The 25188-nt window shown below is 42.9% G+C and carries 24 protein-coding genes; 15 read left to right on the top strand and 9 right to left on the bottom strand.

What is annotated here, in order from left to right; all coding sequences use genetic code 11:
* Positions 1 to 29 precede the first annotated feature (29 nt).
* From J7649_RS04890 to J7649_RS04880, 3 genes are all read right to left on the bottom strand, one after another.
* A complete protein-coding gene (locus J7649_RS04890; protein WP_155756639.1) occupies positions 30 to 296 on the bottom strand; it encodes a hypothetical protein in 267 nt (88 codons plus the stop codon).
* Between the two features lie 12 nt (positions 297 to 308).
* A complete protein-coding gene (locus J7649_RS04885) occupies positions 309 to 1373 on the bottom strand; it encodes an amidohydrolase family protein (protein WP_219309630.1) in 1065 nt (354 codons plus the stop codon).
* Positions 1374 to 1490: 117 nt separating this feature from the next.
* Positions 1491 to 1892 carry a DUF3144 domain-containing protein gene (locus J7649_RS04880; protein ID WP_004280011.1) on the bottom strand — a complete coding sequence of 134 codons (402 nt, stop codon included), beginning with the start codon at positions 1890 to 1892 and terminating at the stop codon, positions 1491 to 1493.
* Between the two features lie 111 nt (positions 1893 to 2003).
* On the opposite strand from J7649_RS04880, the gene J7649_RS04875 reads away from it, so the two are divergent.
* A complete protein-coding gene (locus J7649_RS04875) occupies positions 2004 to 2636 on the top strand; it encodes a hypothetical protein (RefSeq protein ID WP_004280010.1) in 633 nt (210 codons plus the stop codon).
* A 22-nt stretch (positions 2637 to 2658) separates the two neighbouring features.
* On the opposite strand, the gene J7649_RS04870 is transcribed toward J7649_RS04875, so the two are convergent.
* Positions 2659 to 4113: a CYTH and CHAD domain-containing protein gene (locus tag J7649_RS04870; protein ID WP_219309627.1), complete on the bottom strand. Its 1455-nt coding sequence runs from the start codon at positions 4111 to 4113 to the stop codon at positions 2659 to 2661.
* A gap of 154 nt (positions 4114 to 4267) precedes the next feature.
* Complete coding sequence (locus tag J7649_RS04865) at positions 4268 to 5725, bottom strand: CYTH domain-containing protein (RefSeq protein ID WP_219309624.1); 1458 nt, start codon at positions 5723 to 5725, stop codon at positions 4268 to 4270.
* 328 nt (positions 5726 to 6053) lie between these two features.
* On the opposite strand from J7649_RS04865, the gene J7649_RS04860 reads away from it, so the two are divergent.
* The 10 genes from J7649_RS04860 (at position 6054) to J7649_RS04815 (ending at position 16920) form a co-directional block, all read left to right on the top strand.
* Positions 6054 to 6437 carry an Mpo1-like protein gene (locus tag J7649_RS04860; RefSeq protein ID WP_114542139.1) on the top strand — a complete coding sequence of 128 codons (384 nt, stop codon included), beginning with the start codon at positions 6054 to 6056 and terminating at the stop codon, positions 6435 to 6437.
* Between the two features lie 780 nt (positions 6438 to 7217).
* Entirely contained in the window at positions 7218 to 7838 is a 621-nt protein-coding gene (gene thiE / locus J7649_RS04855; RefSeq protein ID WP_005107266.1) for a thiamine phosphate synthase, read from the top strand.
* A 38-nt stretch (positions 7839 to 7876) separates the two neighbouring features.
* Positions 7877 to 9178 (top strand): glutamate-1-semialdehyde 2,1-aminomutase, encoded by a 1302-nt coding sequence (gene hemL / locus J7649_RS04850; RefSeq protein WP_219309622.1) that lies wholly within the window; start codon positions 7877 to 7879, stop codon positions 9176 to 9178.
* 127 nt (positions 9179 to 9305) lie between these two features.
* A complete protein-coding gene (locus J7649_RS04845) occupies positions 9306 to 9722 on the top strand; it encodes a GlcG/HbpS family heme-binding protein (RefSeq protein ID WP_195724864.1) in 417 nt (138 codons plus the stop codon).
* A 456-nt stretch (positions 9723 to 10178) separates the two neighbouring features.
* Complete coding sequence (locus J7649_RS04840; protein WP_219309620.1) at positions 10179 to 10706, top strand: hypothetical protein; 528 nt, start codon at positions 10179 to 10181, stop codon at positions 10704 to 10706.
* A 394-nt stretch (positions 10707 to 11100) separates the two neighbouring features.
* Positions 11101 to 11808, top strand: a complete 708-nt coding sequence (locus J7649_RS04835; RefSeq protein ID WP_219309617.1) for a phosphopantetheine-binding protein — start codon at positions 11101 to 11103, stop codon at positions 11806 to 11808.
* A 133-nt stretch (positions 11809 to 11941) separates the two neighbouring features.
* The gene (locus tag J7649_RS04830) at positions 11942 to 12586 is read left to right on the top strand and encodes an RluA family pseudouridine synthase (protein ID WP_005171496.1); all 645 of its coding nucleotides are present in this window, start codon (positions 11942 to 11944) and stop codon (positions 12584 to 12586) included.
* 143 nt (positions 12587 to 12729) lie between these two features.
* The gene (rapA, locus tag J7649_RS04825) at positions 12730 to 15567 is read left to right on the top strand and encodes an RNA polymerase-associated protein RapA (RefSeq protein WP_100328729.1); all 2838 of its coding nucleotides are present in this window, start codon (positions 12730 to 12732) and stop codon (positions 15565 to 15567) included.
* Between the two features lie 146 nt (positions 15568 to 15713).
* Positions 15714 to 15980 carry a PAAR domain-containing protein gene (locus J7649_RS04820; RefSeq protein ID WP_219309615.1) on the top strand — a complete coding sequence of 89 codons (267 nt, stop codon included), beginning with the start codon at positions 15714 to 15716 and terminating at the stop codon, positions 15978 to 15980.
* A 139-nt stretch (positions 15981 to 16119) separates the two neighbouring features.
* Positions 16120 to 16920: an alpha/beta fold hydrolase gene (locus J7649_RS04815; protein ID WP_219309613.1), complete on the top strand. Its 801-nt coding sequence runs from the start codon at positions 16120 to 16122 to the stop codon at positions 16918 to 16920.
* A 62-nt stretch (positions 16921 to 16982) separates the two neighbouring features.
* Here the strand turns inward: J7649_RS04815 and fabR are convergent, their stop codons facing one another.
* Positions 16983 to 17663: an HTH-type transcriptional repressor FabR gene (gene fabR, locus J7649_RS04810; RefSeq protein ID WP_005096625.1), complete on the bottom strand. Its 681-nt coding sequence runs from the start codon at positions 17661 to 17663 to the stop codon at positions 16983 to 16985.
* Between the two features lie 153 nt (positions 17664 to 17816).
* Between fabR and J7649_RS04805 the strand changes: the two genes are divergently transcribed.
* Positions 17817 to 18881, top strand: a complete 1065-nt coding sequence (locus J7649_RS04805) for a flavin reductase family protein (protein WP_034608544.1) — start codon at positions 17817 to 17819, stop codon at positions 18879 to 18881.
* A gap of 14 nt (positions 18882 to 18895) precedes the next feature.
* Positions 18896 to 19990, top strand: coding sequence for a fatty acid desaturase family protein (locus J7649_RS04800; protein WP_219309611.1), 1095 nt, complete (start codon positions 18896 to 18898; stop codon positions 19988 to 19990).
* Positions 19991 to 20182: 192 nt separating this feature from the next.
* Here the strand turns inward: J7649_RS04800 and J7649_RS04795 are convergent, their stop codons facing one another.
* Both J7649_RS04795 and J7649_RS04790 read right to left on the bottom strand, forming a co-directional pair.
* Positions 20183 to 20836, bottom strand: coding sequence for an HAD family hydrolase (locus tag J7649_RS04795; protein WP_219309609.1), 654 nt, complete (start codon positions 20834 to 20836; stop codon positions 20183 to 20185).
* Positions 20803 to 22011, bottom strand: a complete 1209-nt coding sequence (locus J7649_RS04790) for a DUF1615 family protein (protein ID WP_004646653.1) — start codon at positions 22009 to 22011, stop codon at positions 20803 to 20805. Before J7649_RS04790 ends, J7649_RS04795 begins: the two co-directional genes overlap by 34 nt.
* A gap of 80 nt (positions 22012 to 22091) precedes the next feature.
* Here J7649_RS04790 and dusB point away from each other — a divergent pair, with 80 nt between their 5' ends.
* Both dusB and J7649_RS04780 read left to right on the top strand, forming a co-directional pair.
* The gene (dusB, locus tag J7649_RS04785) at positions 22092 to 23117 is read left to right on the top strand and encodes a tRNA dihydrouridine synthase DusB (RefSeq protein ID WP_219309607.1); all 1026 of its coding nucleotides are present in this window, start codon (positions 22092 to 22094) and stop codon (positions 23115 to 23117) included.
* Positions 23118 to 23366: 249 nt separating this feature from the next.
* Entirely contained in the window at positions 23367 to 24044 is a 678-nt protein-coding gene (locus tag J7649_RS04780; RefSeq protein ID WP_004729893.1) for a hypothetical protein, read from the top strand.
* Between the two features lie 55 nt (positions 24045 to 24099).
* Here J7649_RS04780 and J7649_RS04775 read toward each other — a convergent pair whose 3' ends face one another.
* Entirely contained in the window at positions 24100 to 25143 is a 1044-nt protein-coding gene (locus tag J7649_RS04775; protein ID WP_004729892.1) for an NAD(P)H-dependent flavin oxidoreductase, read from the bottom strand.
* Positions 25144 to 25188: the final 45 nt, after the last annotated feature.

Below are 25188 nucleotides of genomic sequence, written 5' to 3'. Positions count from 1 at the left end.
AGGGGATTTTTTTATTTTAGTTTTATGCTTTAGGTTGCTCTATGGCTAAAAACAATCCCTCCAGTTAAGCTTGCAAGGATAGATAGGAGCAGACTCCAAACAGATACAATAAGAAGGAAAATCAATATTCCACAGCCAATCAAAGTTGAAACGAAAGCAATATCTTGATCAAAAGGATGATGGATCGCCACTTGATAATAATAAGACGTTATCCAGCTTGAAATAATAGTGAGTAAGATACAAAGTCCTTTGCCTGAAGGCGTATTTAGACTGGAATCTGTTATCCAACTTAACATGTCCTCATCCACTCAAAGTCGATAAAAGCATTTAGCATTCTCATAAAAAATCGGCTTTAAGGCATTTTCGTTATAAGCCTGTACAATATCGCTAAAGGCATCAATAATATTGGTGAGTGAGCTGCTGACACTGTCCATTGGAAAGTTGGATGCAAACATCACGCGTTTAGAATCAAAGCAGTCTAAAGCATGCTGGATCAAGGGAGTTGCACGTTCCACTAATTCCTGTTTACTTGCCAGCCGTTTCTGCTGATGAAAATCATGACCTAAAACGGGCATAAACAGACCAGACATTTTGGTCGATACATTTTTGCATTCGGCCAGTTCTGCCAACTGATCTTTCCAGTCTGCAAATATCTGGGCGCGATCTTGTTCGGTCTTGCCTGTAGCTTTGCCCACCTTGCCAAATAAACCTGCGGGCGTACCGAGGTGATCCAGTATGATGGGCGTTTCTGGAAAGTCTTTGGTCAGCGCAGTAACATCCGCAATCTGGGGAGAATATACCCAGGCATCAAAGCTTAAATCTTGCTTGGCCAGTTCCTCAAAGCCTTTCAGAAAATTTTTGTTGCGATAGAGATGCGGTTCATTGGTCCAGGCATGAATCCCTTTATCCGGATGTACCGCAGCCATTTTACGGATGCCGCGAAACTTGGGAGAAGCTTCTCGATGTAGTTGAATCAGTTGCTTGAAGTTCTTCTGTCGTGGGTCCGCCGTGGCGACAATCCCACCTAGCCGGATATTATGCTGATCAAAAGGAAGTCCGGCGATAAAATGGGTTTCATCCACCACGCCTGTACCTTTCTGATCATGCCAGCTGGCTTCGACATGTAAAATTTGTTCGATTTCGTAATGCCCAAGATCTTTCTTGTAATTCGCAGGCAGATAAGGGGCGGTCAGATGCTGAGTCAGTCCAATGGTCTCAATTACATCTTTAGGTTTTAGCAGCCGCACCATTTTGTCCAGCAATCTGGGGTGCTTGCCGAACAGCTTGACCGCGAGCGCTGCCGCATGTGGCGTGTTATACGGATCCCATTGGTGAATATGCGGGTCAATGATCGGAAAGGGAAGTTGCTGCATAAGATGCCTTGTTTTAGTTTATTTATTATTCAATTTATATAGGGTAAAAATCATTTCAAAGTCAATATGATAAATGACAACAAATAAAAAAAGCCCCGCGGGGCTTTTCGTATTTAATCAATGATCGTGCTTGTGATCATGATTATGCTTGTTGGCATGAAACTCTTCATTGTGACGGAAACGTAAATAGTTTTCGAACTGTTCACAATATTCATCATAGTTATCTTCCAGCATCATTTGAAATTGCTGCAAGATATAAGACATGACCTGATCTTTGGCATCGCGCATTTCATTCCCATCTTTAAAGTTATTCGCTGCCACCCAGGTATTGAAACGGGCAGTACCAAATAACATCGCCGCACTGACTTGACCGCGCTTATCGCTCGGTTTTTCCTGTGAGCCTTTTTCTACGCGACAAAACTCGTTGGCTTGTTGAATAAATTCATCAGCACGTTCAAAGAATGCCGCATTTAACGCTTCTTCTTCGGTTACATCGGTTGCTTCAATCTTTTGAACCATGAATTTGTTCCTAACACTAAAATCTCAATCGTTAATTATAGGCAAAGCCTTGCAGAAACTAAACCTTTGCCTTAATCTAAAAAATAGCCTAAGCATATAAAAGTGAATGCCATGCAGGATGCGATTGCAGTACAAAGCCTAAAAAGTGATATTGCCTTATTGCGCCAGAATATTTGGCCACCGGCAAATCTAGCCAATGTTGAAGGCTTGCCGATTTATTATGGCAGCCAGTCACAGGTAGATGAATACTATAGCCAGTGGCTCGGGCTGATTGAAAGGGCACAGGATCTGTTTCAGCCTTTTATGGAAGATGAAATCTTGGATGCGATCCATCTGCCGAGTCATTTAAACTTGCCGCTGTTTTATTTTCATGTTGACCGGATTCGCATTAATAAAACCCGCGCCAAGGAATCCAAAACTTTTCGTGGGGTCGCCAGCCTGATCGAAAAATGCGGCCAGTTCGAACCCGAGCAGATTGCAGCCATGCGGCAGTGGCTTGATAGTGACGATACTGCAGCTTTGGTGGCACACCGTGAATTTGTGGATTTACGCACTTATGTGTTTCAGCATGGCCAGAGCGAATATACGCGCACCCGTTTTTATGTGAATGGGATTGTGCTGAGTGTTGAGCCACATTTTGAACTGGTCGATGCACGCGATAAGCCACGCAAGCAACGCAGCGACAGTTATAACGATCCTCTGGCAGACAATAATACCTGGAAAGTATTCGGCAAATATCGCTAGCACAGTTTGACCAAGCCCGGTCTTACCAGAAGGGCTTGGTATTTTCTGCAAACTGCTGTAAACGCTCTGCTGCTTCGTTCGACAAACGCTGCTGTTCCGCACTTATCCAGCCCAGTACAAACCAGGCCTTGGCCTGTTGTTTGACATAAGGTCTAAATAACTCGTCTGCAACAAATAGGTCGTTATAATGCCCAAGGCTTTCTTGCAAGGGTTTTAAGGCTTTTAAATAAGCTTTAACCTCTTTTTCAGGAAACAGGCTTTGCAAGAATTCTACGTTATAGCGTAAGCGTTTGACCCGTTTGCGTGTCCGATGCCGGGATTCAATATCCAGTTCTTGATAGTTATCGGCATCTTGACAGATTTGCTGGTGCAGTTTGCTTAAGCCTTTACACAAAATTTTATGCGAAGACTTGGCTTTATTATCCGTTTTTTCTTGGCTAAAGCTGAATAGTTGCAGCATTAGTTCTACGGTAGCAGGACTTCTGAACAGCGCACTGATATCTGGTTGTTTTTGTCGGTGTGGTGGTAATTTCAGTAAGGGTGAACCTGCTTTTTCCAGTTGTGGAATCAGGCTTTCTGCCAGGGCATCGCGATCTCGGGTGGAACCCAGTTGCTGAAAAATATCCCGCAGCTGTTCCGGCCATTCTGGCTGTACATGTTCAGTCACGGACTGGAAAATTTTAAAAGCACTGCGCAAACGTCGAATCGCAACACGTGCCTGATGCACATGATCACTATTATAATTCTCGGCAGCAATCGCCGTCGCATTTGGGAAAAGATGAGCCAGACAGTTGGCGACAATTTTTTGTAAAATCGTACTGATCTGATCTTTCTGTTCAAGCACTAAGGGAAGCTGATGCTGAACTGGCAGACTCTCTTCATCATGTAATAAGGCATAACCGCGTTCCGATTTGCTCCGTGTATCCAGCCACAAAGCATAACGCTGAACCCAGGGCTGAATGAAATCAATCAATTCACTCAGCTGGCCGGATTTAAGCTCAAATTCGACTTCATAAATATCGATGGCTTGATCATTGTGTCGAATTTCTCCGACATCAAAGGCAATTTCAATCTTACTGTCCAGATGACTTTCTGTGAGTACATACCGTACGACATCTGTTTCAAATTGCAGAATAAGCGGTGTCTCCAGATCACCGAGCGCCTGTTTCAGGATTTTTTTGGCAGGTTTATGTTTGCGATATAACTGAAAATCACAATGTTCCGGAGGACTTTTTAATTCATGCTCAAGTTCAAAACGTTCAAATTGTTGTTCAGTCGCTGCTTTCAGGGTTTGAATCCATTGCTGGTCTTCCAGACGTTGCCGCAGGGCAATCTGATGTTGTTGTAATTGTTGCGCTTCAGTATCAAAGTAGCGTGCACACAGACGATGCCGAGTCGGCTGAAGTTTCTGAATGTCCTGTTCAAATTGCACACGAGACTGTGGCGGAATCTGGAATTTGAGTTCTATTTCTGCCATCGGGTCATTCCTCCGCGATGTTGGTTTTATAGATTAATATAGCCCAAAGATCGGCAGGGGTGTGATGTGCTTCTGCAACAAAAAAGCACGCCAGAGAAGGCGTGCTTTGAGTTTTTCTTGTGATATTTATTTCAATATTTTTATTTCAATATTTTTATTTCAGGAATTTACGACTGACCAAGAACTGTTCGGTCGCTTCAAGCAGTTTCTGCGCATAGACTTCCTGCTTGGCAGTCAGCCAGCCCAGCACAAACCAGTCACTTGCTTCCAGCTCGGTCTGCTGAATATAAACTGCAGAAGAGGCCAAAGTTTGATATTCACTGGCTGCCAGTTGAGCATCGTTCAGCGCTTTGCTGTATTTCTGCAAATTTTTGACATCATAGATCGTGGTTAAAATCGGAAAGCTGAATTTGAGCTCCTGAATCCGGCCCGACAATTGATCCAGACTTTCAAAATCAGTGATATCGGTCTGGTTCATTTGTTCCTGCAAAGCTTTATATTGCTGTTGCAAGGTAGTTTGAGCAGCAGTTTTCAAGTCCAGCGAGGCATGCTCATTTTCATTTAAACTGAACATCAGTAATTCCAGATAATGATGCACATTCTGGGTAGATTTGACCAGATTACCGAGTTTCTCCTGCGCATACAGAATATCTTTGCTCAGGTTTTCTGCCGTGGTGGGATTTTGCAGGAAGCCGGCCAAGCTGTTTTGCATATGCTGTAAATGTTGCAAATGTTCAAATTGCTGCTTAAAGGCCGCCAGTTGATGTGCCCATTTGTCCGAAAGCTGTGGATGCCAGTCTTTGAAGAGCAGCAAGGTCAGATATAAGTGATCCAGTGCCAGTCGTGCCTGATCAATATGTTCCTGCTCTGCAACCTGAGCTGCAATCGCCGCGATATTCGGCAATAAATGCTGCATCTGCTGTGCAATCAGACTGTACATGGTTTTACTGGCGCTGTCTTTTTTGCTGATCTGAAATTCTTTGCTAAGGGTCGCAGGACTGACGCGCTGTGAAGTGGCCAATAGATTGCCTATTTCAGCCTTGCTACGTACATCGAGCCAGAGCTGGTATTTCTTGACCCATTCAAAACTAAACGCCAGCAGATGTTGAATTGAACCATTTTTTAGTTCGAACTCGACTTCATGTACTTCTTGCTCGGCATCCTGTGTGCGGATCTGTCCAATATCCAGGCTGACTTCGATCTGGGTGTCTTCATAGTCAATTACCCTTAACGTGCGGGAAATGTCGGTTTCAAACTGGAGTTGTAGCTGGTTGAACTGATTGCTGAGCGCATTGCTGAGAATTGCCCCGGCTTCTGGAAATTTTTTATAAATATCTAAATCCAGTTCAGGAGATGCGGTTAATTCCCCTAGATCATGATTATGTTCAAAGCGTTCGATATGGCTTTTTCCGGCCGCTTTTAGCGTTTGCACCCAACGTGTACCTTCCAGACGCTGACGCAGTGCCACCCCATGCCGGGCCAGTTGGCGGTCGGCAGTATCATAATATTTGGCTTGAAGCTGGATCTGTTGAGACTTTTTCGGATCAAGTGCCTTGAGCAGTGCAGTGCGTCGTGCCGCAGGAATCTGGAACTTGAGTTCAACTTCAACCATGATGATCATCCTATCTGTTCAGTGCAATTAAGCGCTGAATCTTCACTTGAATAAGGTTATGAAATAAGGCGGACAGCAGCCGCAATTATATTTTTAGATTTGTGCGCAGCAGATTGTAACCAAAATCAAAATGCATGTAAGACTTGACGGAACATAAAAAGCTTAAACAGAAGTTTGAAACTTAGATTTCATCGGTTCATTTTAGGCTAAAACAATCGGATTCAGGCCTTCACGAGGATGTGCAAGATGCATTGAAGTGCGCATCAAAAGGCTGTTATTTGGCTAAAATATACGCTAATGTAAAACAAAAACGTCAGGATGATGACAGATGAATGTACAAGTACAACCAGAAAGTAAGAATGAGGTGATGGTTCAGCCCCAGATGCCGATTAAGAGTTATCATGAATTTTATCGCTTCTATTTGACTGAGCATCGGCATATTATCAGCCGCCGCCTGCACGTGGCCGGCAGTAGCATCGGTTTATACTGTTTTGCCAAAGCCATTCGTCAAGGCAAGCCGCGATATTTTGCCTATGGTTTGCTATCTGGTTATGCCTGTGCCTGGGTCGGTCATTTTATCTTTGAGCGCAATAAACCGGCCAGCTTCAAACAGCCTGTATATAGCTTTATCTCGGACTGGCGCATGTTTGCCGATGTCCTGCGCGGTAATATCAGTCTGATCGACCGTAAATACGATAAAATTTCCAGTTGAGCCAGAATGACTTTTATCGGAATGTGCCCACTTAAAGCATGAAATTTCGATAAAAGCCTTGCAAGTCTAGAATTATTATTCTAATAATTATGTTATTGCAGATTAGGTTTTTTGATCAACCATTCTATTTTAATCAATACAACAGTTTTCCAAGCCTGGAGCGACCTTCTCCGGGCTTTTTTTATGCCTGTTTGCTATCAATAAATGTCTAAAATTTTGCTGATGCTATTGTGTAAATATTCATGGAAGAATTCATGTGGATTTGTGCTGAAAGTAAAAGATCCTTTCTGGCTTTGAAACGTCTCCCCACAAAAGAATGACTCAAAACCAGAAAGGATCGGGTATTACCGACACAGGTATTTATTTTTCTGTTTATTTTCTGTGTCTAAGGCTATTTAAGACGCTTCGTGCCGATTGGGCTATCCCTGAAAATGGGTATTTTTAATATTAATTAATTTGAGTACGCTTGAGCCAGGCGAAAAAAAGACAAAAAAATCGCTCTTAGAATTTTGCAACTTCTCCACCAAGTTATCTGCAAAATCCTAAAAGCGTTTGTCGGAGGGCGTAAGCATTAACACTTTATAATTATTGTTATAAGGCAATTAAAACGCAGATTTGAAAGACCGTATATCCCTGAAAATGGGGATATTTAAGATTTAATTGATAAATCGCGCTAAAAAACTGCAAATCTGTTGCTACCTGGTCTCAGAAACAGCAAGATGGCGGCAATTAAACCGAGTTATGCCTATAATAGAGCCATCCTAGCAAGTGGCGAGCAAGATGCGCGGTTTATATTTAATTACCAATGATGATCCATTAGAGCTTTTATTGGCGAAGTTGGAAGGTGCAATGGCCAATGGTGGTGTTGCGGTCTTGCAATATCGCCGTAAAAAAGTGGCGAAAGAAGATCAAATTTACGAAATCGAGTACATGAAAGCCATGTGTGCTGAATATGGCGTACCTTTCGTGATTAACGATGATCTGGAAATGGCGGTTAAATACGGCGTGGGTGTGCATTTAGGCCAGGATGATGGTTCGATTGTCGACGCTGTTGCGCGTTTGCCTAAAGGCGTGTTGATTGGCCGTAGCTGTAATAACTCACTTGAGCTGGCTAAACAGGCCATTGCCGATGGTGCGAATTATGTGGCATTTGGAGCAATTTATGCGACTGATAGTAAACCTGAAGCGGGTAATATTGGTCTTGAAACCTTAAAACTGGCCAAAGAAAAATTGAACGTGCCTCTCTGTGCCATTGGTGGTTTAACGGTTGAAAATTCAAAGGATGTCATTGAGTCAGGTGCGGATTATTGCGCGGTGATTAGTGATATATTGGGACTTCCTATGAATGCCATTCCTGAACGTTTAGATGAATGGTCTGCGCTTTTTCAAGCTACAGCATAAAATTTTTTGATTGATTTAATTTTGAGTCGAGTGCCTTCATGAGCTTATCTCCAAAGCAAGAACAATTGTTCAAACAAGCCAATAAACATATCCCGGGTGGCGTCAATTCACCTGTACGCGCATTTAATAGTGTCGGTGGGACGCCGGTCTTTATCGAAAAAGCCCAAGGTGCGTATCTGTATGATGTCGATGGCAAACGTTATGTGGACTATGTAGGTTCATGGGGGCCGATGATTTTGGGTCATGCGCATCCAGCGATTATTAAAGCGGTTCAGGATGCCGCAGTAGACGGTTTGAGCTTTGGTGCGCCCACAGTTCATGAAACCACACTGGCAGACATTATCTGCGAGATCATGCCATCGATTGAGCTGGTTCGTATGACCAACTCAGGTACAGAAGCGACCATGACCGCGATTCGTTTAGCGCGTGGTTATACTGGCCGTGACAAGATTGTAAAATTTGAAGGCTGTTATCACGGTCATTCGGATTCATTATTGGTAAAAGCCGGTTCAGGTTTATTGACCAGTGGTGAAGGGGAAGCGACGTCGGCAGGCGTGCCAGCGGATTTTGCAAAACATACGCTGACACTTCCATATAACGACATCGCGACTTTAAAAGAATGCTTTGCCAAATTTGGTTCGGAAATTGCCGGCGTGATTGTTGAGCCAGTCGCAGGCAACATGAACCTTGTGAAACCGATTGATGGTTTCCTGCAAGCGATTCGTGATGTCTGTGATGAGCATGGTTCAGTGTTTATCATTGATGAAGTGATGACTGGTTTCCGTGTCGGTCTTGGCGGTGCGCAAGCACATTATGGCGTTACTCCGGATTTAACCACTTTAGGTAAAATCATCGGTGCAGGCTTACCAGTGGGTGCTTTCGGTGGTAAACGTGAAGTGATGGAATGCATCGCGCCATTGGGTAAAGTGTATCAAGCAGGTACGCTATCAGGTAACCCATTGGCAATGCGTGCCGGTATCGAGATGTTCAAACATCTCCGTGCTGAAGGTTTCTATGAGAAATTGTCTGCGCAACTTGAGAAACTGCTGGTTGGCTTGCGAGCTGCTGCGGATGAAGCAGGCATTCCATTCAAGACACAACAGGTTGGTGGGATGTTTGGTCTGTACTTTACCGATCAGGAAGACATCACCAGCTTCGATTCAATGTTGAAATGTGATGTCGATGCTTTCCGTAAATTCTTCCATGGAATGCTCGATCGTGGCGTGAACCTTGCGCCTTCAGCATTTGAAGCAGGATTTATTTCTGCTGCGCATAGTGATGAAGATATTGCTTACACGATTCAAGCAGCAAAAGAAACTTTTGCTGAGATGAAAGGATAATTCGACCTCTCCCTGACCCTCTCCTAAAAGGAGAGGGAATATAAGCCCGAGTGATCGGGCTTATTTCATTCTTTGGATTAGACATCATAAGATTTGAAATTGATAAATTAAAGGATTAGATAGATCAATGAAAACCAAACATTATTTGACTTTAAGTGATGCGGAATTTTTATTAAATGAAGCTCATCAATATGCGATTCAGAACAGTTTTAATGTCAGTATTGCTGTAGTGGATGAAACCGGAAATTTACTGGCGATGAAGCGTATGGATGGCGCAGCACCAATGACTGCAAATCTGGCTATTGAAAAAGCCAAATGTTCCGCTATGAGTCGCCGTCCATCGAAGTTATTTGAAGATATTATCAAAGGCGGACAGATGGGTTTTTTGACCATGGAAAGTTTCTCAGGAATGCTGGAAGGTGGTGAACCGATTATGTATCAAGGGCAGTTGGTAGGTGCAATGGGCGTGTCAGGTGTAAAGTCGTTTGAAGATGCGGAGATTGCACAGGTAGCGATTGAGAAGTTTTTGGCGCAGCAAAGCTAATCTAAAATAGAAATTGATCAGCTCAATTTAATAAAATCATCCAAAGATGTTCCAAAATGAAGCGTGGAATGTGAAATGTCAGCTAAAAAGCCCAATCGCTAATGATTGGGCTTTTTACACCAATATAAGAGTTTGTTTTAAAATGAAATTTACAGAGGATTTCATATAACATGTATTATATTAATTTTAGGAAAACTTAATTTTCAAATGCGACAGAAGCAGTCATCGCTCGTAGACACTCGCTCAATTCTTATCTATAACTATAAAAAAATGATTTTGAAGGAATTTTTATGAACGTAGCTTTAGTAAATTTACAAATGGTATGTGTTCATGTTGTGAACAGCTACTCTAAATCTGAGACAGGTTTCGGCTCTTACAAAATTCCAGATATTAGGTGCTCAAAACCCTTAATTTATAATGTTAAAAAAAAACGATCAATTGGTTTTTTTACAGAGAATGTTAGATTTAAAAATTGATAATAAAGAGATCAATTTATCGCTTCCTAATGAGATCGGACTATCATTGAATATATTTACTAAAGCTAGAGATGAAGCTGAAAATCTACTAGAAAAACTTAAAAAAGATATGGAAAAGAATAAAGATTTTTATAGTGAAAATGTCTCGTTATTTTATGACTATATTGAACAAATACAAATAATTGAACAAATACAAATAGCATCTGTTTTTTCTTATAAAGCAGTTGAAGCATTTTGCAACGCCACAATCCCTAATGACTTCGTTTATAAAAAAACAAACTCAAAAGGTATTCAAGAGGTCTATGAAATTTCTCAAATTGAAAAATGGATACCAACTTCAGAAAAACTCACTGAAATTATTCCAAATATTTTGAACTGTGAATCACCTAAGCAAATCAAGTATTGGTCAATGTTTAAAGAATTAGAAACCCTTAGAAATGAAATTATTCATTCAAAAAAGAAAAATAGCATTGAAAATACAAAAAAATGTTATCAAATAACGTATTAGATATTCTTAATTCAAGCATTTATATTCTTAACCACTTTATTCAAAACGATATATCGAATGAGGTTTTTCCATTAGGTTTTTTAGATAAGAAGTGGCGAATTTATGAAATTGATGACCCGAAGAAAATTTTTGAGTGGACTCATTGGGCAGAGTGATTTTTAGTGCCTCAGATACTCCTCTTTTGCTTATGTTAGTTTTAGCATTTAGTCCTTATTTGGCTAAATCACCCTATTTTTAGGATAGTCGCGTTAATCAACTCTAGGCATATTTAATATAATGGCGATTATACGAAATTAGAACAATAATCATCTGTGAAATCAAAGTGTTTTTTCAAATAATGCTAAACTAAAATAGCATGAATCATCATGCTATTTTGTATTTATAAGAGCCTCCCATGCTGTACTCTATGCCCAAAAAAATCCAACTTGCTCCATCCCAAGCTAAATGGCAGCTGTCCTCAACACAATCTGTTTTGGTTTTAGTTGGATTGCAAAACTTGCGTATGCAACAGGGCATACAAGAGAGTGGACTCATGGGGAATTTGATTCAACTAACCAATAAAGCCAAAGCGCTGGATATTCCGATTGTTGATTTGTACGGTGATGATTTGATGCAAGGCATGCAGCAATTGGGAGAATATGCCTCAACGCATCCGCAGCTAATTTTTGCCGGGCAGGTCACACCAATGCTGAAACAGATTTTACCGCATCTGCAAAGTGTCACCGAGCAAATCTGTGTAGTTGATGATGCAATTTTATTATCAAATCAAGATCAGCATATTCAGTGGATTGAAAATATTTCGGCACAGGGGATACATCACTTAAATACCTATAGCCTGACTCGCTTATGGGATTTAAGCGCATCTTCCGAATATGTATTGTCGACCAAAGGCATTATGTTGGCCGTCGCAGAACAGCTGGATATGGATGCTTTGGAAATTGATCCCTATGTCGACTTAAAAAATTATGGTCTGGATTCGGTAGCGATGGTGAGTCTGATCGGTATATGGCGTGCACATGGTGCGAATATCCGTTATGAAGATGTGCTAAAGCATTCGTCTTTGCATGAATTGGCAGGCTTCATTTTAAAATCCTCAGGTTGATGTGCTGCGATTGAGCATTTTTATGAACTAAATCGGAAATTTCATCGCCATTTACATAAATGCGCATTGTAATTATGAGCTAAGCTTTCTATCATTGCCGCCTTGTTTTTCGCGATCAGCCTGGGATTGAACTTTGAGTAATTTTCTAACCGAACATCTGATACATCGTGATGACGATTTCATGGTCATCCACAAACCTGCAGGTTTACTCACAGTTCCCGGTAAAACAGAAGATTTACAAGATTGCCTGATTAACCGATTATTAAAAATAGAACCAAAAACCTTACTGATTCATCGACTGGATCGCGATACTTCCGGCATTCTCGTGTTTGGTCTCACAAAATGGGGACAAAAAACCATTTCCCGCCAGTTTCAGGAACGCCAGACCGACAAAACCTATCAGGCCGTGGTTGCCGGTACACTCGAAGGTGAAGGTAGCATTGAGGTGCCCGTGGTATATGACCCAAGCCGTCCGCCCTTACATATCGCAGATCCGGCACATAACAAGCCGGCCATCACACATTGGCAGGCGATCGAACACTTTAATATTCAGGGACAAGCCGTGACTCGGGTGAAACTTACGCCAATTACCGGCCGTTCGCATCAGTTGCGTGTGCATATGCAATATCTGGGACATCCGATTATCGGCGATACCTTATATGCGACACCTGAACAGCAACAGCTCAGCTCGCGTCTACATTTACATGCTGAACGTTTGAGTTTTTATCATCCTCAAACAGATCAGCTGGTCGAATTTTATTGTCCGGCGCCGTTCTAGGAAATACTTCTTGAATCGGCGTGAATTATGCTCACTTTTTAGTGGGCTTTATGTCAAAATACATTGCTTGAAGGTGTGAAATTTTGCTCCAATGACGTTTCGTGATTGAGCCTAATATTCATAATCTTGTACTTAAGATAAAGGTGGAAAAATTGCAGCAATTTGCTATTGGTCAACGTTGGTTATCAGATACTGAAACAGAACTCGGTTTAGGCGTTCTTATTGATGTTGATGAGCGGTCGGTTAGCATTTTATTCCCGAAAAGCGATGAAACTCGCGTCTATGCACGTAGCAATGCACCCTTATCTCGTATCGTATTTAATGTGAAAGATGAATTACAGGATCAGGAAGGAACCAAATGGATTGTAGAATCCGTGGAAGACCGCAATGGCGTGGTGCGTTATCACGTCATTCGTACCCTGGAAGATGGGACTGAAGAACGTAAATCGCTGAATGAAACCCGCATTGGTGCCACCATCCAGTTGTCCAAGCCTCTAGACCGTTTATTGGCCAGTCAGGTCGATTATAAAGAATGGTATGACTTGCGCATTGAAGCGCTGCTGATGCAGGCCAATATGCAAAGCAGTCCACTGCGCGGTTTGGTCGGTTCACGTGTCGGCCTGATTCCGCACCAGTTGTATATTGCGCATGAAGTCGGTCAGCGTTTTGCTCCGCGTGTATTACTGGCCGATGAAGTCGGTCTGGGTAAAACCATCGAAGCGGGTTTGATTATCCATCAACAGCTGAAAACTGGCCGTTCTGAACGCATCCTGATTTTAGTACCAGATTCGCTGCAATATCAGTGGATGATTGAGATGCGCCGTCGTTTCAATCTTGAGTTCTCGTTATTTGATTTGACCCGTACTGCATCAATCAAAGAGCATGATCCTGAACAAAACCCATTCCTGACCGAACAAAAAATTATTGCCTCTGTCGATTTGATGGTCGACCATGAAGATCTGCGTGAACAGGCGCTCGAAGCCGGTTTCGACTTGCTGGTGGTCGATGAAGCACATCATTTGATGTGGAGCGAAGAAGATGGCGGTAATGACCGTTATGATCTGGTCGAAGAACTGGCTGAACATACGCCGGGCGTATTGTTATTGACGGCAACACCGGAACAGCTCGGGGTAGAAAGTCACTTTGCACGCCTGCGTTTACTCGATCCGCAGCGCTTTAACTCGCTGGATCGTTTCCTGGATGAAGAAGCGCAATATCAGCACACCGCTAAAATTGCAGAAGTGTTGATGTCAAATCTGCCACTTGAAGCAGAACATTTGACTGCGATTGAGGCCTTGTTGGGTCATTCAATTGAAGATCATCCTGAGCAGCGTTTCCGTGCCATTCACGAACTTTTAGACCGTCATGGTACCGGTCGTATCCTGTTTCGTAATACGCGTGAAGCCATTCAGGGCTTCCCGGGTCGTGACTGTCAGCCGGCACCATTACCAGCACCGGAACACTGGTCGAAAGATGGTAAGTTGCGTGAGCAAATGTGGCCTGAAGAAGCCCAGCTCGATGGTGCATGGATGGAAGCCGATCCACGCGTGATGTGGCTGATGGAGCGTTTACGTACCGATCTTAAACACAAGAAAGTCTTACTGATTGCGCGTAGCGGGCCAGTGGTTGAAGCGCTGGAAAATGTACTTCGCTTACATGCCGGTATTCGTACCGCGATGTTCCATGAAGGCATGAGCTTGTTAGAGCGTGATCAGGCTGCCGCTTATTTTGCTGAAGATTCGTATGGCGCGCAGATTTTACTTTGTTCGGAAATTGGTTCAGAAGGGCGTAACTTCCAGTTTGCATCTGATTTAATTCTGTTCGATCTTCCTGCCAACCCGGACGTTTTAGAGCAGCGTATTGGCCGTTTAGATCGTATCGGTCAGGAAAACCGGATTCAGATTCATGTGCCTTATCTGGTGGGAACTGCGCAAGAACGTATGTTCCGCTGGTATAACGAAGCCTTGAATATTTTCGGCAATATTTCCCCAACTGCACAAACCTTGCAAGAAAACTTTATTGTTCGCTTGAAAGACTGTCTATTGGCAGACAAAGGTCAAGCGTTTGAAGACCTGCTGGAAGAAGTCAGCGTGCAACGTGAAGCGCTGGAAGCTGAATTGCAGGAAGGCCGTGACCGTTTGCTAGAGTACAACTCTTGCCGTCCGGTGGTAGCACAGGAAATTGTCAACGCACTTGAAGACTATGATGACAATACTACTTTGCCGATCTTCATGAAACGCTTTATGGCGTCCACGAATATTGACTTTGACGAGCAAAGTAACGGTACCGTGATCATCAAGCCAACAGATCAAATGCAGGTTCAAGGTTTGACGCTGGATGAAGAAGGCATCACTGCCACTTTCTATCGTGATCAGGCACAAATCCGCGAAGATGCGCAATACCTGACCCTGGAACATCCATTCACTGAAAGTGTGATGGAAATGATCAATACTCAAGGCTTTGGTAGCACCAACGTTGCGGTATTGAAATCTGCGGCACTGCCACAAGGTTCGGTATTGCTGGAAGTCTGGTTCAAGGTCGATGTGGTTGCACCGAAAGCATTGAACTTGCCATCAAGCCTGCCGCAACAATTGGTTCGTGTGTTATTAAGCGAGAAAGGTCAGGATCTTTCACAAAAAATTGCGCCAGAAATCCTGAAGCCGTATCTACACCATTTAGATGGCAACAGCTGCCGCCAGGTAGTGAAAGCACGTCGTGATGTGATTGAGGCACGTTATCAGCAAGCACTTGAACTGGCACGTAGTGCATTGCCAAACTTCAAGCAGCAAGCCAAAGAAGTGTATGGCAATAAATGGCAATATGAAATTGACCGTCTGACCTATCTGAAACAGTTTAATCCAAGTATCCGTGAAGATGAAATTTCACGTTTACAGAAGTTGCAGAAAGAAGGTCTCAGCCTACTGGATGGTTTATCTGTGACCCCGGAAGCAATCCAGGTGATGGTAGTCGTCAAGCCTTAAGTTTTAAGCAATTAAAAAATGCAGCTTTCGGGCTGCTTTTTTTTATGGCCGAAATTCGGCTTTTATATTGTTTTGGTCGGGGAATACTGGCCTGTCATTTTTCTTGTGTTTAAAATCAGCCTACTGAATAACAAGAACTAAAAAGTATGTCCAAAGCCTTTATTGGTCTCGGTGCCAAAACCACTCACGGTGGTATTGTGGTGGGAAGTGAGCCGTCTTTGATTATGAATGGCATCGCCGTACATTTAAATGGCATGAAGCATTATTGTCCCAAATGCCAGACCATGGTCACCGCAATCTCCAGCGATTTATCTGTTACTGTCAAAGGACGGGCAATCGTCATCGCGGGGGATAAGACCAGTTGCGGGGCAACTTTTCTAGCCATGCAGCATTTGACGGTATCGCAGAAATAAATCTTAAATTCGTTTAATAAAATAAGAAGAGATGACTTTAAGGTCATACTTTGAGCATTTTGGCACTGCCACATGACTTTTCAGATCAGTAAGCTCATCCGATGATTTCAGGATGAATACGCGCTGCGTTTGGAAAATAATGAAACAAGCCCTACATTTTACCCATGCCAATGGCATCCCTGCGGCAACCTATCAGAAATTTCTGGACTGTTTCCAGCCAGAATATGAGGTCAAAGCGATTCCCCTGATTGGCATGAAGTCGCAATATCCGATTACGCCAGACTGGCGCTATCTGGTCGATGAAGTCATTGCAGATATCGAGCAGCAATTTCCTCAGCAGCAGGTGGTGGGTCTTGGACATTCCTTTGGTGGTCTGGTGACTTTGATGGCAGCGTATCGACGTCCGGAACTGTTTTCCAAACTGTTAATTATGGATCCGCCATTTATTATTGGAAAAAACAGCGCCATGTTTGAACTGGTTAAAAAGCTGAATCTGAAAAGTATCGATCGCTATACACCTGCAGGAATTACGCTAAAACGCAAGGATCACTGGCCATCGAAACAGGCCGCAGTTGATGCACTCAGATCAAACCGCTTATTTAGCAATTTTGATGAGCAATGTTTTGCTGATTATATCGAGAGTGGCATTCAGCCAGAACCTGAACGCGGTGGGGTGACTTTGAGCATTCTAAAACAGGTAGAAGCGGAGATTTTCCGGACTGTACCGGCATGGTGGTGGCGTACGCCAAGACGACCACCTGAAGTGCCGATTCATCTGATGACTGCAGAGCAGAGCCAGTTTTATCAGCAGGGTTTGCCGCAAGGCATGCACAAGATTTATCGGATCAATTATTCAGTGGTCGAAGGCGGACATATGTTTCCGCTTGAGTATCCGGAAGCCACTGCAAAGGCGGTCAAAGCCCAACTCGCACTTTTGTAATCATCATAAAAAAGAGACGTTGATTACGTCTCTTTTTATACTACTTCATGCAAATCGGAAAATTAACGCAGCTGCGAATCTTCCAGATGGCGAGCGCCTTCCAGAATCATCCGAATCATGAGCATGGTCTGTTCGGCAATTTCCTGGCGGTCTTCAGCCGGCATGTCAATGACATTGGCCCCCATGTTAAACACCAGTTGAGTAATGGCTTTGGCGGCAATATCGGCATGTAATAACTTTCTATTATTCAGGCGTTCCAGACGAATCAAATCATCCTGCAATTCCTGCTGAAAATAATTTAACTGGCGTTCTACAGCCTGTTTATACGATTTTGAACCGGTATAACCTTCACGCAATAACAGGCTTAAATTGCCTTCATCTGCATCCAGCTGAGCAATAAAAATTTCGACCGAACTACGAATAATACTGCTTTGTCGGGAGGCTTTTAAGCGTGCTTCATGCAGAATCTGACGTAATACAATCCCGGCACGATCAATCAGCTCAATGGCCAGCTCATCAATATCTTTAAAATGACGATAGAAACTGTTTGGCGCAATACCGGCCTCACGTGCGACTTCGCGCAGGCTCAACGATGCAATACTTTTTTGTGGACCAATCAGGTTTAATGCTGCCTGAAACAGTTCTTCTTTGGTAATGGTGGCCTTGCGACCGACACTCCGTACGATAATCGGCTCATCAATGCTTTTCGATTGTAGTAGAGATGCGTCACTGCTTATTTTCATTGAAGGCTCGTTCATCAATAGGTTCATGCATGAATCGTTTGATTATAACCGAGCACGACAGGCTTGTGAAATGAATGGAAACAATACACATGTATATACAAATATATATACATGTGTATAATAATTCAAAACCTCAAGATGATGTCGATAACGATGCATGTACTCCAAAAACTTAAAATGCCGTTGAATGCACTGTCTGACAGTGTCGTCGATCAGCATGCGATTAATTTCTGGATTCAGAAACTCAATCCGATATGGTCGTTGAATCAGCCATTGGGCAAGATTGTGCACAAGGAAAATGCTGCACAGGATATGCTGAGTCTGAAAATTCAAGTGAATCGTTTATTTAAGTTTGGTAAAGCGGGGCAACACCATCCGGTCTATGTGGTGGTGAAGGGCATCCGTTATGAACGTAGCTATAGTTTGACCCATGTAGATGCCCAGCATGTGTTATTGACTGTGAAAAAAGTCCATGCCGGTAAAGTCAGCACCTGGTTTGCAGAGCAGGCGCAAGTGGGTGATGTCATCGAATTTGGTCAGCCTTATGGCGATATGACTGTGCCTCAGCAGGCGAGTCCACTGATCTTGCTTGCAGCAGGCAGCGGGATTACCCCAATGCTGAGCATGCTGGAAAGCCTGAGCAAAAAGGGTGAATTATCAACACCAGTGAGCTTGTGGTACTGGGTTAAAAAACATCAAGATGCAGCATTTAAAGCACGTTTCGAAGAACTTGCTCAGAAACATGCAAATTTCTCATTTCATGTTTATGCCACGCAAGAACAAGCTGCGGCAGCTCGTCTGAATGAAACTTATCTGACAGATTTGCAAAATCTGGAAAATAGCACGGTCTATTGCTGCGGCCCGTCAGGTTTTGTATCGACTGCAGAGCAGCTGTTTGCTTCAGCCAAAGAGTTTAAGGGTGAAGCCTTTAGCATGAGTCTGGCGGATCAATCCGATATCGGCTTTATTAATGTCACCCTGACTCAGTCGAAAAAAATTGTCAGTATTCCAAAAGGCCAGTCCATTTTGGTGAGTCTGGAACAACAAAATATCAAACCGACACATGGTTGCCGTATGGGCATTTGTAATAAATGCGCCTGCAATAAAGTGGAAGGTTCGACCAAGAATTTGGTAAACGGCGCACGAAATACTGAGCCAGGTAATCTGCTCAAAATTTGTGTTAACTCAGCGCAGACTGATCTAGTCATCGACCTATAAGCGAGTTTTATCCTATGAATATGCCAGTAAAATTTCAATATTTTAAAAATCCTAAAAACCGTGAATTATCACAAGTAGAACTCGATGAACTTGCACGTGAACTTGATGCAATTAAACAAGAAGTGCTAGATGATCTGGGTGAAAAAGACGCCAAATATATCCGTCGTGTCTATTCAACCATTCGCTATTCATCGATTGCCGGTCGTGCTTTGCTGTTTGCAGGCTGGTTCCCGCCAGCGTGGTTGTTGGGGACAGGCCTGTTGGGCTTTGCCAAAATCATGGAAAATATGGAACTGGGTCATAACGTCATGCACGGTCAATATGACTGGATGAATGATCCTAAATTGAATGGTCAGACCTATGAATGGGATATTGTAGGGACTTCAGACAACTGGCGTCAAACCCATAACTTTAAGCATCATACTTATACCAATATTAAGGGTATGGATGATGATATCGGTTATGGTCTATTACGCTTGTTCCCGGAACAGCGCTGGAAACCGGGTTATTTATTGCAACCGATTTATGCAGTGCCATTCTGTTTATTGTTCCAGTGGGGCGTTGCGATTCAGAATCTTGAATTGGGTAAATACTTCAAAGGTCGCAAAAGCAAAGAGCAGACCAAAGAAGAATGGCGTCCAATGCAGAGCAAAATTGGTAAACAGTTGTTTAAGGATTATGTATTCTTTCCATTGATAGCAGGTCCTGCGGCTTTACCGGTTTTGACCGGTAATATGGTGGCCAACGGTCTGCGTAATATCTGGACCTTTAGTATTATTTTCTGCGGTCACTTTACCAAAGATGTCGAAGTATTCCCGAAATCGGTACTGCAAAATGAAAGTCGTGGTCACTGGTATATGCGTCAGATCCGTGGTTCATCCAACCTGACCGGTTCTGAAGCGTTTCATATCTTGACGGGTCATTTAAGTCATCAGATTGAACATCATTTGTATCCTGATGTACCTGCACGTCGCTATCGTCAAATGGCACCGAAAGTTCAGGCTGTTTGTGAAAAATATGGTTTGAACTATAACAATGCCAGCTTGGTAAAACAGTACGGTAGTGTGATCAAACGTATTGTGAAATATGCATTTCCGTTTAAGAAATAATTTTTCTTAAAGCTAAAAAAACCACTTCAAATGAAGTGGTTTTTTTAGCTAGGAGGCGAATACTTCAGGAAGTAAAAGCCCTGATTACGAAGCTATTTAAGATGATTTCAAGGCATAAAGTAAAAAGTTAATCTGCCATTTATAGCGTTGTCTAAAGGTGTTTAGTAGGTTAACCCGATAGAATGGAAAGGACTAATATGGCATCGAATGAGCTGAAATATTAATTTTTGGAAGCTGTTGATCTTGACCCTCAAAATAGCTTTGCTGCGCCAGACTGAGCATTTCTATATCTTCCTTGCTATTCCCATAAGCATAAATTTCAGCATAATTATCCAGATTATATTTTTCTAGAATTCTAATTTTCTTTTGTGTGTTACTACAGTCAGGAGTTTGATAAAACCCTGTCAATTTCCCAGCTTTGATTTCAACTTCGCTACAGATTAAATCGATATTTAAATAACTGCACACCGGTTTAAGATACAAATCCAATGAGGCTGATACCAGCACGACTTCATGTCCTAATTGTTGATGCTGTTTAAGTTGTTCTAATAATTTCGGATTCAACTTGAATATTAGTTGTTGTGCATAATCCTGAGCTAATTGCAGAATTTCCTCTGCATCACTGTTTTTAAACATGCTGGCATACAATTTGGGTCGCATGCGGTGTGCCGGATAGAAATTTAAATAATAGGCCTGTATCCATGGCAAAATTTGCATGCCGCGTTTCACAATATACCGTTTTCTTAAGGCATGGAAAATGAACCCGGTAAAGCTATCATGTAGATACAGGGTTCCATCAAAATCAAATAAGGCTAGAGTTTTAGATTTTTGATTTTGCGCATGCATGTTTGATATCGACCATCGACGCGGGTAGCAAACCAGTTAGTATTATAATCACGACTTAATTTTGGTCCGGAAATGACCACTTCAGGCATAATGGCATAGATAGGATCTTTACCCGTTTTTTCCTGATAAAGCTTGCTGACACCACGATAAGTCATCGTATCTTCAAAGTCTTTATCTTTTTCTTTCTTTAAATCAGCTCGGATTTGACGTTCAGTGATAATAAAATTATTTTTGGCAAAAACACTGATTAACTCACGCTCAGATTGACTCTTCTGCGAACGGATCGCGCCATCTTTAGTATAGAGCAATAAGTCGCCATCCAGATCAAGTTCGGCTTCAGTTAAATCATTTAACATGCTCTGAAAAGCGGCATTTCGACTGGAATACATGCCCGAGTTATAGTCCGCAAAACGATAAATTGGCTTGTCATAATCCGCCGGATACATCATCAGGCGATGAATCCCATAATACAGACCGCCATATTGACTGTAGAGATCGGTACGTAACTCTGCGATATTGCCGCCTTGGCGTTTATGTTCTTTCGCATAGCTGATATGTACCTGCATTGAACCCAAGGTGGTAATTGGATTCATTTTCTCGCCAATATTCTGGCCGACCAGTTTGGCAGCACCAGTCAGGGCGCTAACATGATAATGCTTTGACATATAATCAAATATTTCACGATATAATTCGTCGAGTTCACGTTCGGTTTTGACCCGGCGCATCTGGCTTAAGTAGTTGTCTTCAGGACTCGGATGGTTCTTGAGAACTTCCTGGAAATATCCTGCAACTGTGCCACCAATTGCTTGACCAAGCTTATCTTTGAATTTTTCATCAAGGCGACCTTGGACTTCCTTAACCGCCTTTTCACCCAAACCCGGAACAGTAGGATCTGCAACAAAGTTAGATTCCTGATCAACCACTGCCACAATCGTACAAACATTTTCCTTGGTCTGAGGAATGCCGAGCTGTTCGGTAATGTCATAAATATCTTGTGCCCAAGACTCACGTTGGTTGACACGGTTTGGAATAGCTTTGCGAATATGTTCAACTTCAAGTGTCGGTTCATCATCTTTTGACCACCATGAACCATTGCCACAACCGGCAAGACCCAGAGAAAGTACAAGTACAGACAATGACTTAAAAGAAAAACAAGAAGCGAAAGTTTTATTCATGGTGTCGTAAATTAATTGAAAAGATGAGCGAATAAGGCAGATGCAGTATACTATGCCCATCAAAAAAGTGATGAATTTATATGTATATTGGTCCATATCAACTGTCAAACAATTTGATTGTCGCTCCCATGGCAGGTGTGACCGATCGTCCGTTTAGAACCTTGTGCAAATACTTTGGTGCAGGCCATGCGGTCAGTGAAATGATGACATCTGACAAAACTTTGCGCATGAGTAAAAAGAGCTTATATCGTGCCAATTTTGATGGAGAGCTGGCACCGATTTCAGCGCAGATTGCTGGTTCAGATCCCCATGATCTGGCTGAAGCGGCACGTTATCAGGTGGCCAATGGTGCGCAAATTGTTGATATTAATATGGGCTGCCCAGCCAAAAAGGTCTGTAACCGACTCGCCGGTTCTGCTTTATTGCAGGATGAAGATCTAGTTGCGCGTATTCTGGATGCAGTTGTGGCTGCAGTTGATGTGCCAGTGACCTTAAAAACCCGTCTTGGTTATTTGAACGGTCAGGAAAATATTATGCGTGTCGCTAAATGTGCTGAACAAGCCGGAATTGCAGCGCTAGCTTTACATGGCCGTACCCGTGAAGATATGTACCTGAATACCGCGCGTTATTCTTTAATCAAAGACGTAAAGGAAATGTTGAAGATTCCTGTGATTGCCAACGGTGATATCGACAGTCCGGAAAAAGCCAAATACGTGCTGGATTATACCGGTGCAGACGCAATTATGATTGGTCGTGCAGCACAAGGTCGCCCCTGGATTTTTCGTGAAATTGCCCATTATTTAAAAACTGGTCAACATCTTGACGCACCAAGTATTACAGAAGTTAAAGATGTACTGCTGGGACATTTGACAGAATTATACGAATTTTACGGCGAGTATTCCGGCTGCCGAATTTCCCGTAAACATATTGCCTGGTACACCAAAGGACTGCGTTCCAGTAACGAGTTTCGTCAAAGCATGTATCAGGTAGAAAATACCGCTGACCAGTATCGTGTGGTAGAAGATTATTTTAATGCACTGCTAGAACATGGTTTAACCATGACTGATGTACAGGTCGAGCAGGTGAATTTACTGGAAACCAAGTAATGACGGGCAAAATTCAGCGAATCATGTAATATTTTTTGCATGAAATCCCTACCTTTTTTATCTTGAGCAGGCTGATTTTTGCATTTTGTTTACACTTCAGCCTGTCTAATACATAGCAGCACAGTTTGTTCACTTAAACTGGACAGGACTTGGACATTGCTTACTCAAGCTTCCTCTATGATGAACCTATCCAGATATAAACCAGATGTGATCCATCTTGTTTATCGTCATCATTGAGGGAGATCTGTAATGACAAATACCAATCGTCCAGTCACAGAGTTTAGCCATAAAACGTCAACGGAATTGCCACAAGAACGCAGTGAAGGCCTGAATATCAATCCGACTGATACTAATGCACGTCCAGATTTGAATACACCCGTGAAAGATAATCCTCGTGTTCCAGACATGAATGAAGGTGAAGATAATCTGGCTGCGACCAGTGCCGGTACTTTGGGTGGAGCTGCGGTAGGCGCAGTTGCAGGTCTGGTAGGTGGCCCTCCAGGTGCAGTGGTGGGTGGTATTATCGGTGGTGTTGTTGGCGGTATTGCAGGTAATGACATTGCGACACCTGATCATGAGAAACAGGCAGATAATTACCAGCACCCAGAGAACTTTCCTGAGGCAGATAACTATCGACATCCAGATCATTTGAGAGCAGAAGATAATTACTGGAGAGATGAGTATCATAATCGCCCGTATTTCAATGAAACGCGTAGCACATATGGCGATCTAGATTATGATCGTGATTATCGTGGTGCTTACCGGGTTGGTTATGAAAATCGTCCGATGTATGAGCATGATACGGATTTTGACCGTGCCGAACCTGAACTGCGTACCAAGTGGGAACAGTTAAAAGGTGAGTCTCGCCTCAACTGGGAAGAAGCGAAATTTGCAGTTAAAGATGCCTGGCATCGTGTCACACGCTAATTCTAGATAAATTAAAAACCTCTCCATGTGGAGAGGTTTTTTTATGATTCAAGTATTAAAGATGCTTCATTTCCAGTATGAGCTGGTTAATCAGATCGGAAGCTTCCATTTCACGAATCTGTGCCACGTTCGAACCTGCCCAGAATGCACCATAACCTTGATCCCCATGTTTGGCAGCAGCAGCATGTAATTGCTTGGCCAGATCATAAGTATATGGATAAGCGGGAACATCCAGCCGATCGGGTGTATCCACCTCAATATGCCAGTGGTTAATAATGCCACGTGCAGGACGACCGGAAATACTGGCACTCACCTGAGTGAGTGGCTTGGAAAATAAGGCTTTACGATAGGCATCATTGGCATTAGAAGATTTACACTGCACAAATGCAGTCCCAAGTTGCACGGCATCTGCACCGAAATCCATCATTTGACGCGCTTGCTCACCCGTCATAATCCCGCCTGCCGCTACAATCGGCAAGGAAGAATGCTGTTTGATCAGCTTCACCAGATTGGAGGTTTTGACTGAAGCATCAAACTTGGTGCTAAAAATCCCGCGATGGCCACCAGCCTCAATACCCTGCGCAATAATGATATCAATTCCGGCCGCTTCAATAGCTTTAGCTTCGGCAAAATTGGTGGCAGACACCATGGTCAGAATCCCGGCCTGTTTTAAGGCTTGAATCTGATGCGGATGCGGAATCCCAAAATGAAAGCTGACTGCTCGCGGTTTGGTTTCTAATACCAGATTCAGGAAGTTATCATTGTCTTTAAAACTCGGATAAATGCATTCCAAATGATCCGGTGCCTGAGCGCCATATTCGGCAAATTTATCTTTAAATTGTGCAATCCATGCCTGCGCTACAGCCTCATCTACAGGTACACTCTCATGACAGAAAAAATTAACCTGAAAAGGGCAATCTGTCAGTTCCTGGGTCTTTAAAATCTGTTCTCGTGCAGCCTCGATACTGCTGGCCCCCAGACCCAGTGAACCCAAGCCGCCCTGATTGGACACTTCGGCAGCAAGCTCGGGCGTAGAGACACCTGCCATCGGTGCCAAGAAAATAGGATGTTTAATTCCGAGATTTTCTAATAAAGACATAGATTTGCTCCTTGTTATGCTTTTACTTTGCCTTTGAGCACAAAA

Origin of the sequence: Acinetobacter lwoffii (assembly GCF_019343495.1) — a bacterium.
GTDB classification, from domain to species: domain Bacteria; phylum Pseudomonadota; class Gammaproteobacteria; order Pseudomonadales; family Moraxellaceae; genus Acinetobacter; species Acinetobacter lwoffii_P.
This window is presented reverse-complemented; position numbering and strand designations above follow the sequence as displayed.

What these genes read in the sequence shown, in the direction of transcription:
- hemL (WP_219309622.1), top strand. Translation starts at nt 7,877, where the DNA reads ATGAGCTTATCTCCAAAGCAAGAACAATTGTTCAAACAAGCCAATAAA.
- J7649_RS04820 (WP_219309615.1), top strand. Translation starts at nt 15,714, where the DNA reads ATGTCCAAAGCCTTTATTGGTCTCGGTGCCAAAACCACTCACGGTGGT.
- J7649_RS04800 (WP_219309611.1), top strand. Translation starts at nt 18,896, where the DNA reads ATGAATATGCCAGTAAAATTTCAATATTTTAAAAATCCTAAAAACCGT.
- J7649_RS04865 (WP_219309624.1), bottom strand. Translation starts at nt 5,725, where the DNA reads ATGGTTGAAGTTGAACTCAAGTTCCAGATTCCTGCGGCACGACGCACT.
- J7649_RS04860 (WP_114542139.1), top strand. Translation starts at nt 6,054, where the DNA reads ATGAATGTACAAGTACAACCAGAAAGTAAGAATGAGGTGATGGTTCAG.
- J7649_RS04795 (WP_219309609.1), bottom strand. Translation starts at nt 20,836, where the DNA reads ATGCATGCGCAAAATCAAAAATCTAAAACTCTAGCCTTATTTGATTTT.
- J7649_RS04790 (WP_004646653.1), bottom strand. Translation starts at nt 22,011, where the DNA reads ATGAATAAAACTTTCGCTTCTTGTTTTTCTTTTAAGTCATTGTCTGTA.
- J7649_RS04845 (WP_195724864.1), top strand. Translation starts at nt 9,306, where the DNA reads ATGAAAACCAAACATTATTTGACTTTAAGTGATGCGGAATTTTTATTA.
- J7649_RS04840 (WP_219309620.1), top strand. Translation starts at nt 10,179, where the DNA reads ATGTTAGATTTAAAAATTGATAATAAAGAGATCAATTTATCGCTTCCT.
- J7649_RS04775 (WP_004729892.1), bottom strand. Translation starts at nt 25,143, where the DNA reads ATGTCTTTATTAGAAAATCTCGGAATTAAACATCCTATTTTCTTGGCA.
- thiE (WP_005107266.1), top strand. Translation starts at nt 7,218, where the DNA reads ATGCGCGGTTTATATTTAATTACCAATGATGATCCATTAGAGCTTTTA.
- J7649_RS04815 (WP_219309613.1), top strand. Translation starts at nt 16,120, where the DNA reads ATGAAACAAGCCCTACATTTTACCCATGCCAATGGCATCCCTGCGGCA.
- J7649_RS04780 (WP_004729893.1), top strand. Translation starts at nt 23,367, where the DNA reads ATGACAAATACCAATCGTCCAGTCACAGAGTTTAGCCATAAAACGTCA.
- J7649_RS04805 (WP_034608544.1), top strand. Translation starts at nt 17,817, where the DNA reads ATGCATGTACTCCAAAAACTTAAAATGCCGTTGAATGCACTGTCTGAC.
- dusB (WP_219309607.1), top strand. Translation starts at nt 22,092, where the DNA reads ATGTATATTGGTCCATATCAACTGTCAAACAATTTGATTGTCGCTCCC.
- J7649_RS04870 (WP_219309627.1), bottom strand. Translation starts at nt 4,113, where the DNA reads ATGGCAGAAATAGAACTCAAATTCCAGATTCCGCCACAGTCTCGTGTG.
- fabR (WP_005096625.1), bottom strand. Translation starts at nt 17,663, where the DNA reads ATGAAAATAAGCAGTGACGCATCTCTACTACAATCGAAAAGCATTGAT.
- J7649_RS04890 (WP_155756639.1), bottom strand. Translation starts at nt 296, where the DNA reads ATGTTAAGTTGGATAACAGATTCCAGTCTAAATACGCCTTCAGGCAAA.
- J7649_RS04885 (WP_219309630.1), bottom strand. Translation starts at nt 1,373, where the DNA reads ATGCAGCAACTTCCCTTTCCGATCATTGACCCGCATATTCACCAATGG.
- J7649_RS04875 (WP_004280010.1), top strand. Translation starts at nt 2,004, where the DNA reads ATGCAGGATGCGATTGCAGTACAAAGCCTAAAAAGTGATATTGCCTTA.
- J7649_RS04880 (WP_004280011.1), bottom strand. Translation starts at nt 1,892, where the DNA reads ATGGTTCAAAAGATTGAAGCAACCGATGTAACCGAAGAAGAAGCGTTA.
- J7649_RS04835 (WP_219309617.1), top strand. Translation starts at nt 11,101, where the DNA reads ATGCTGTACTCTATGCCCAAAAAAATCCAACTTGCTCCATCCCAAGCT.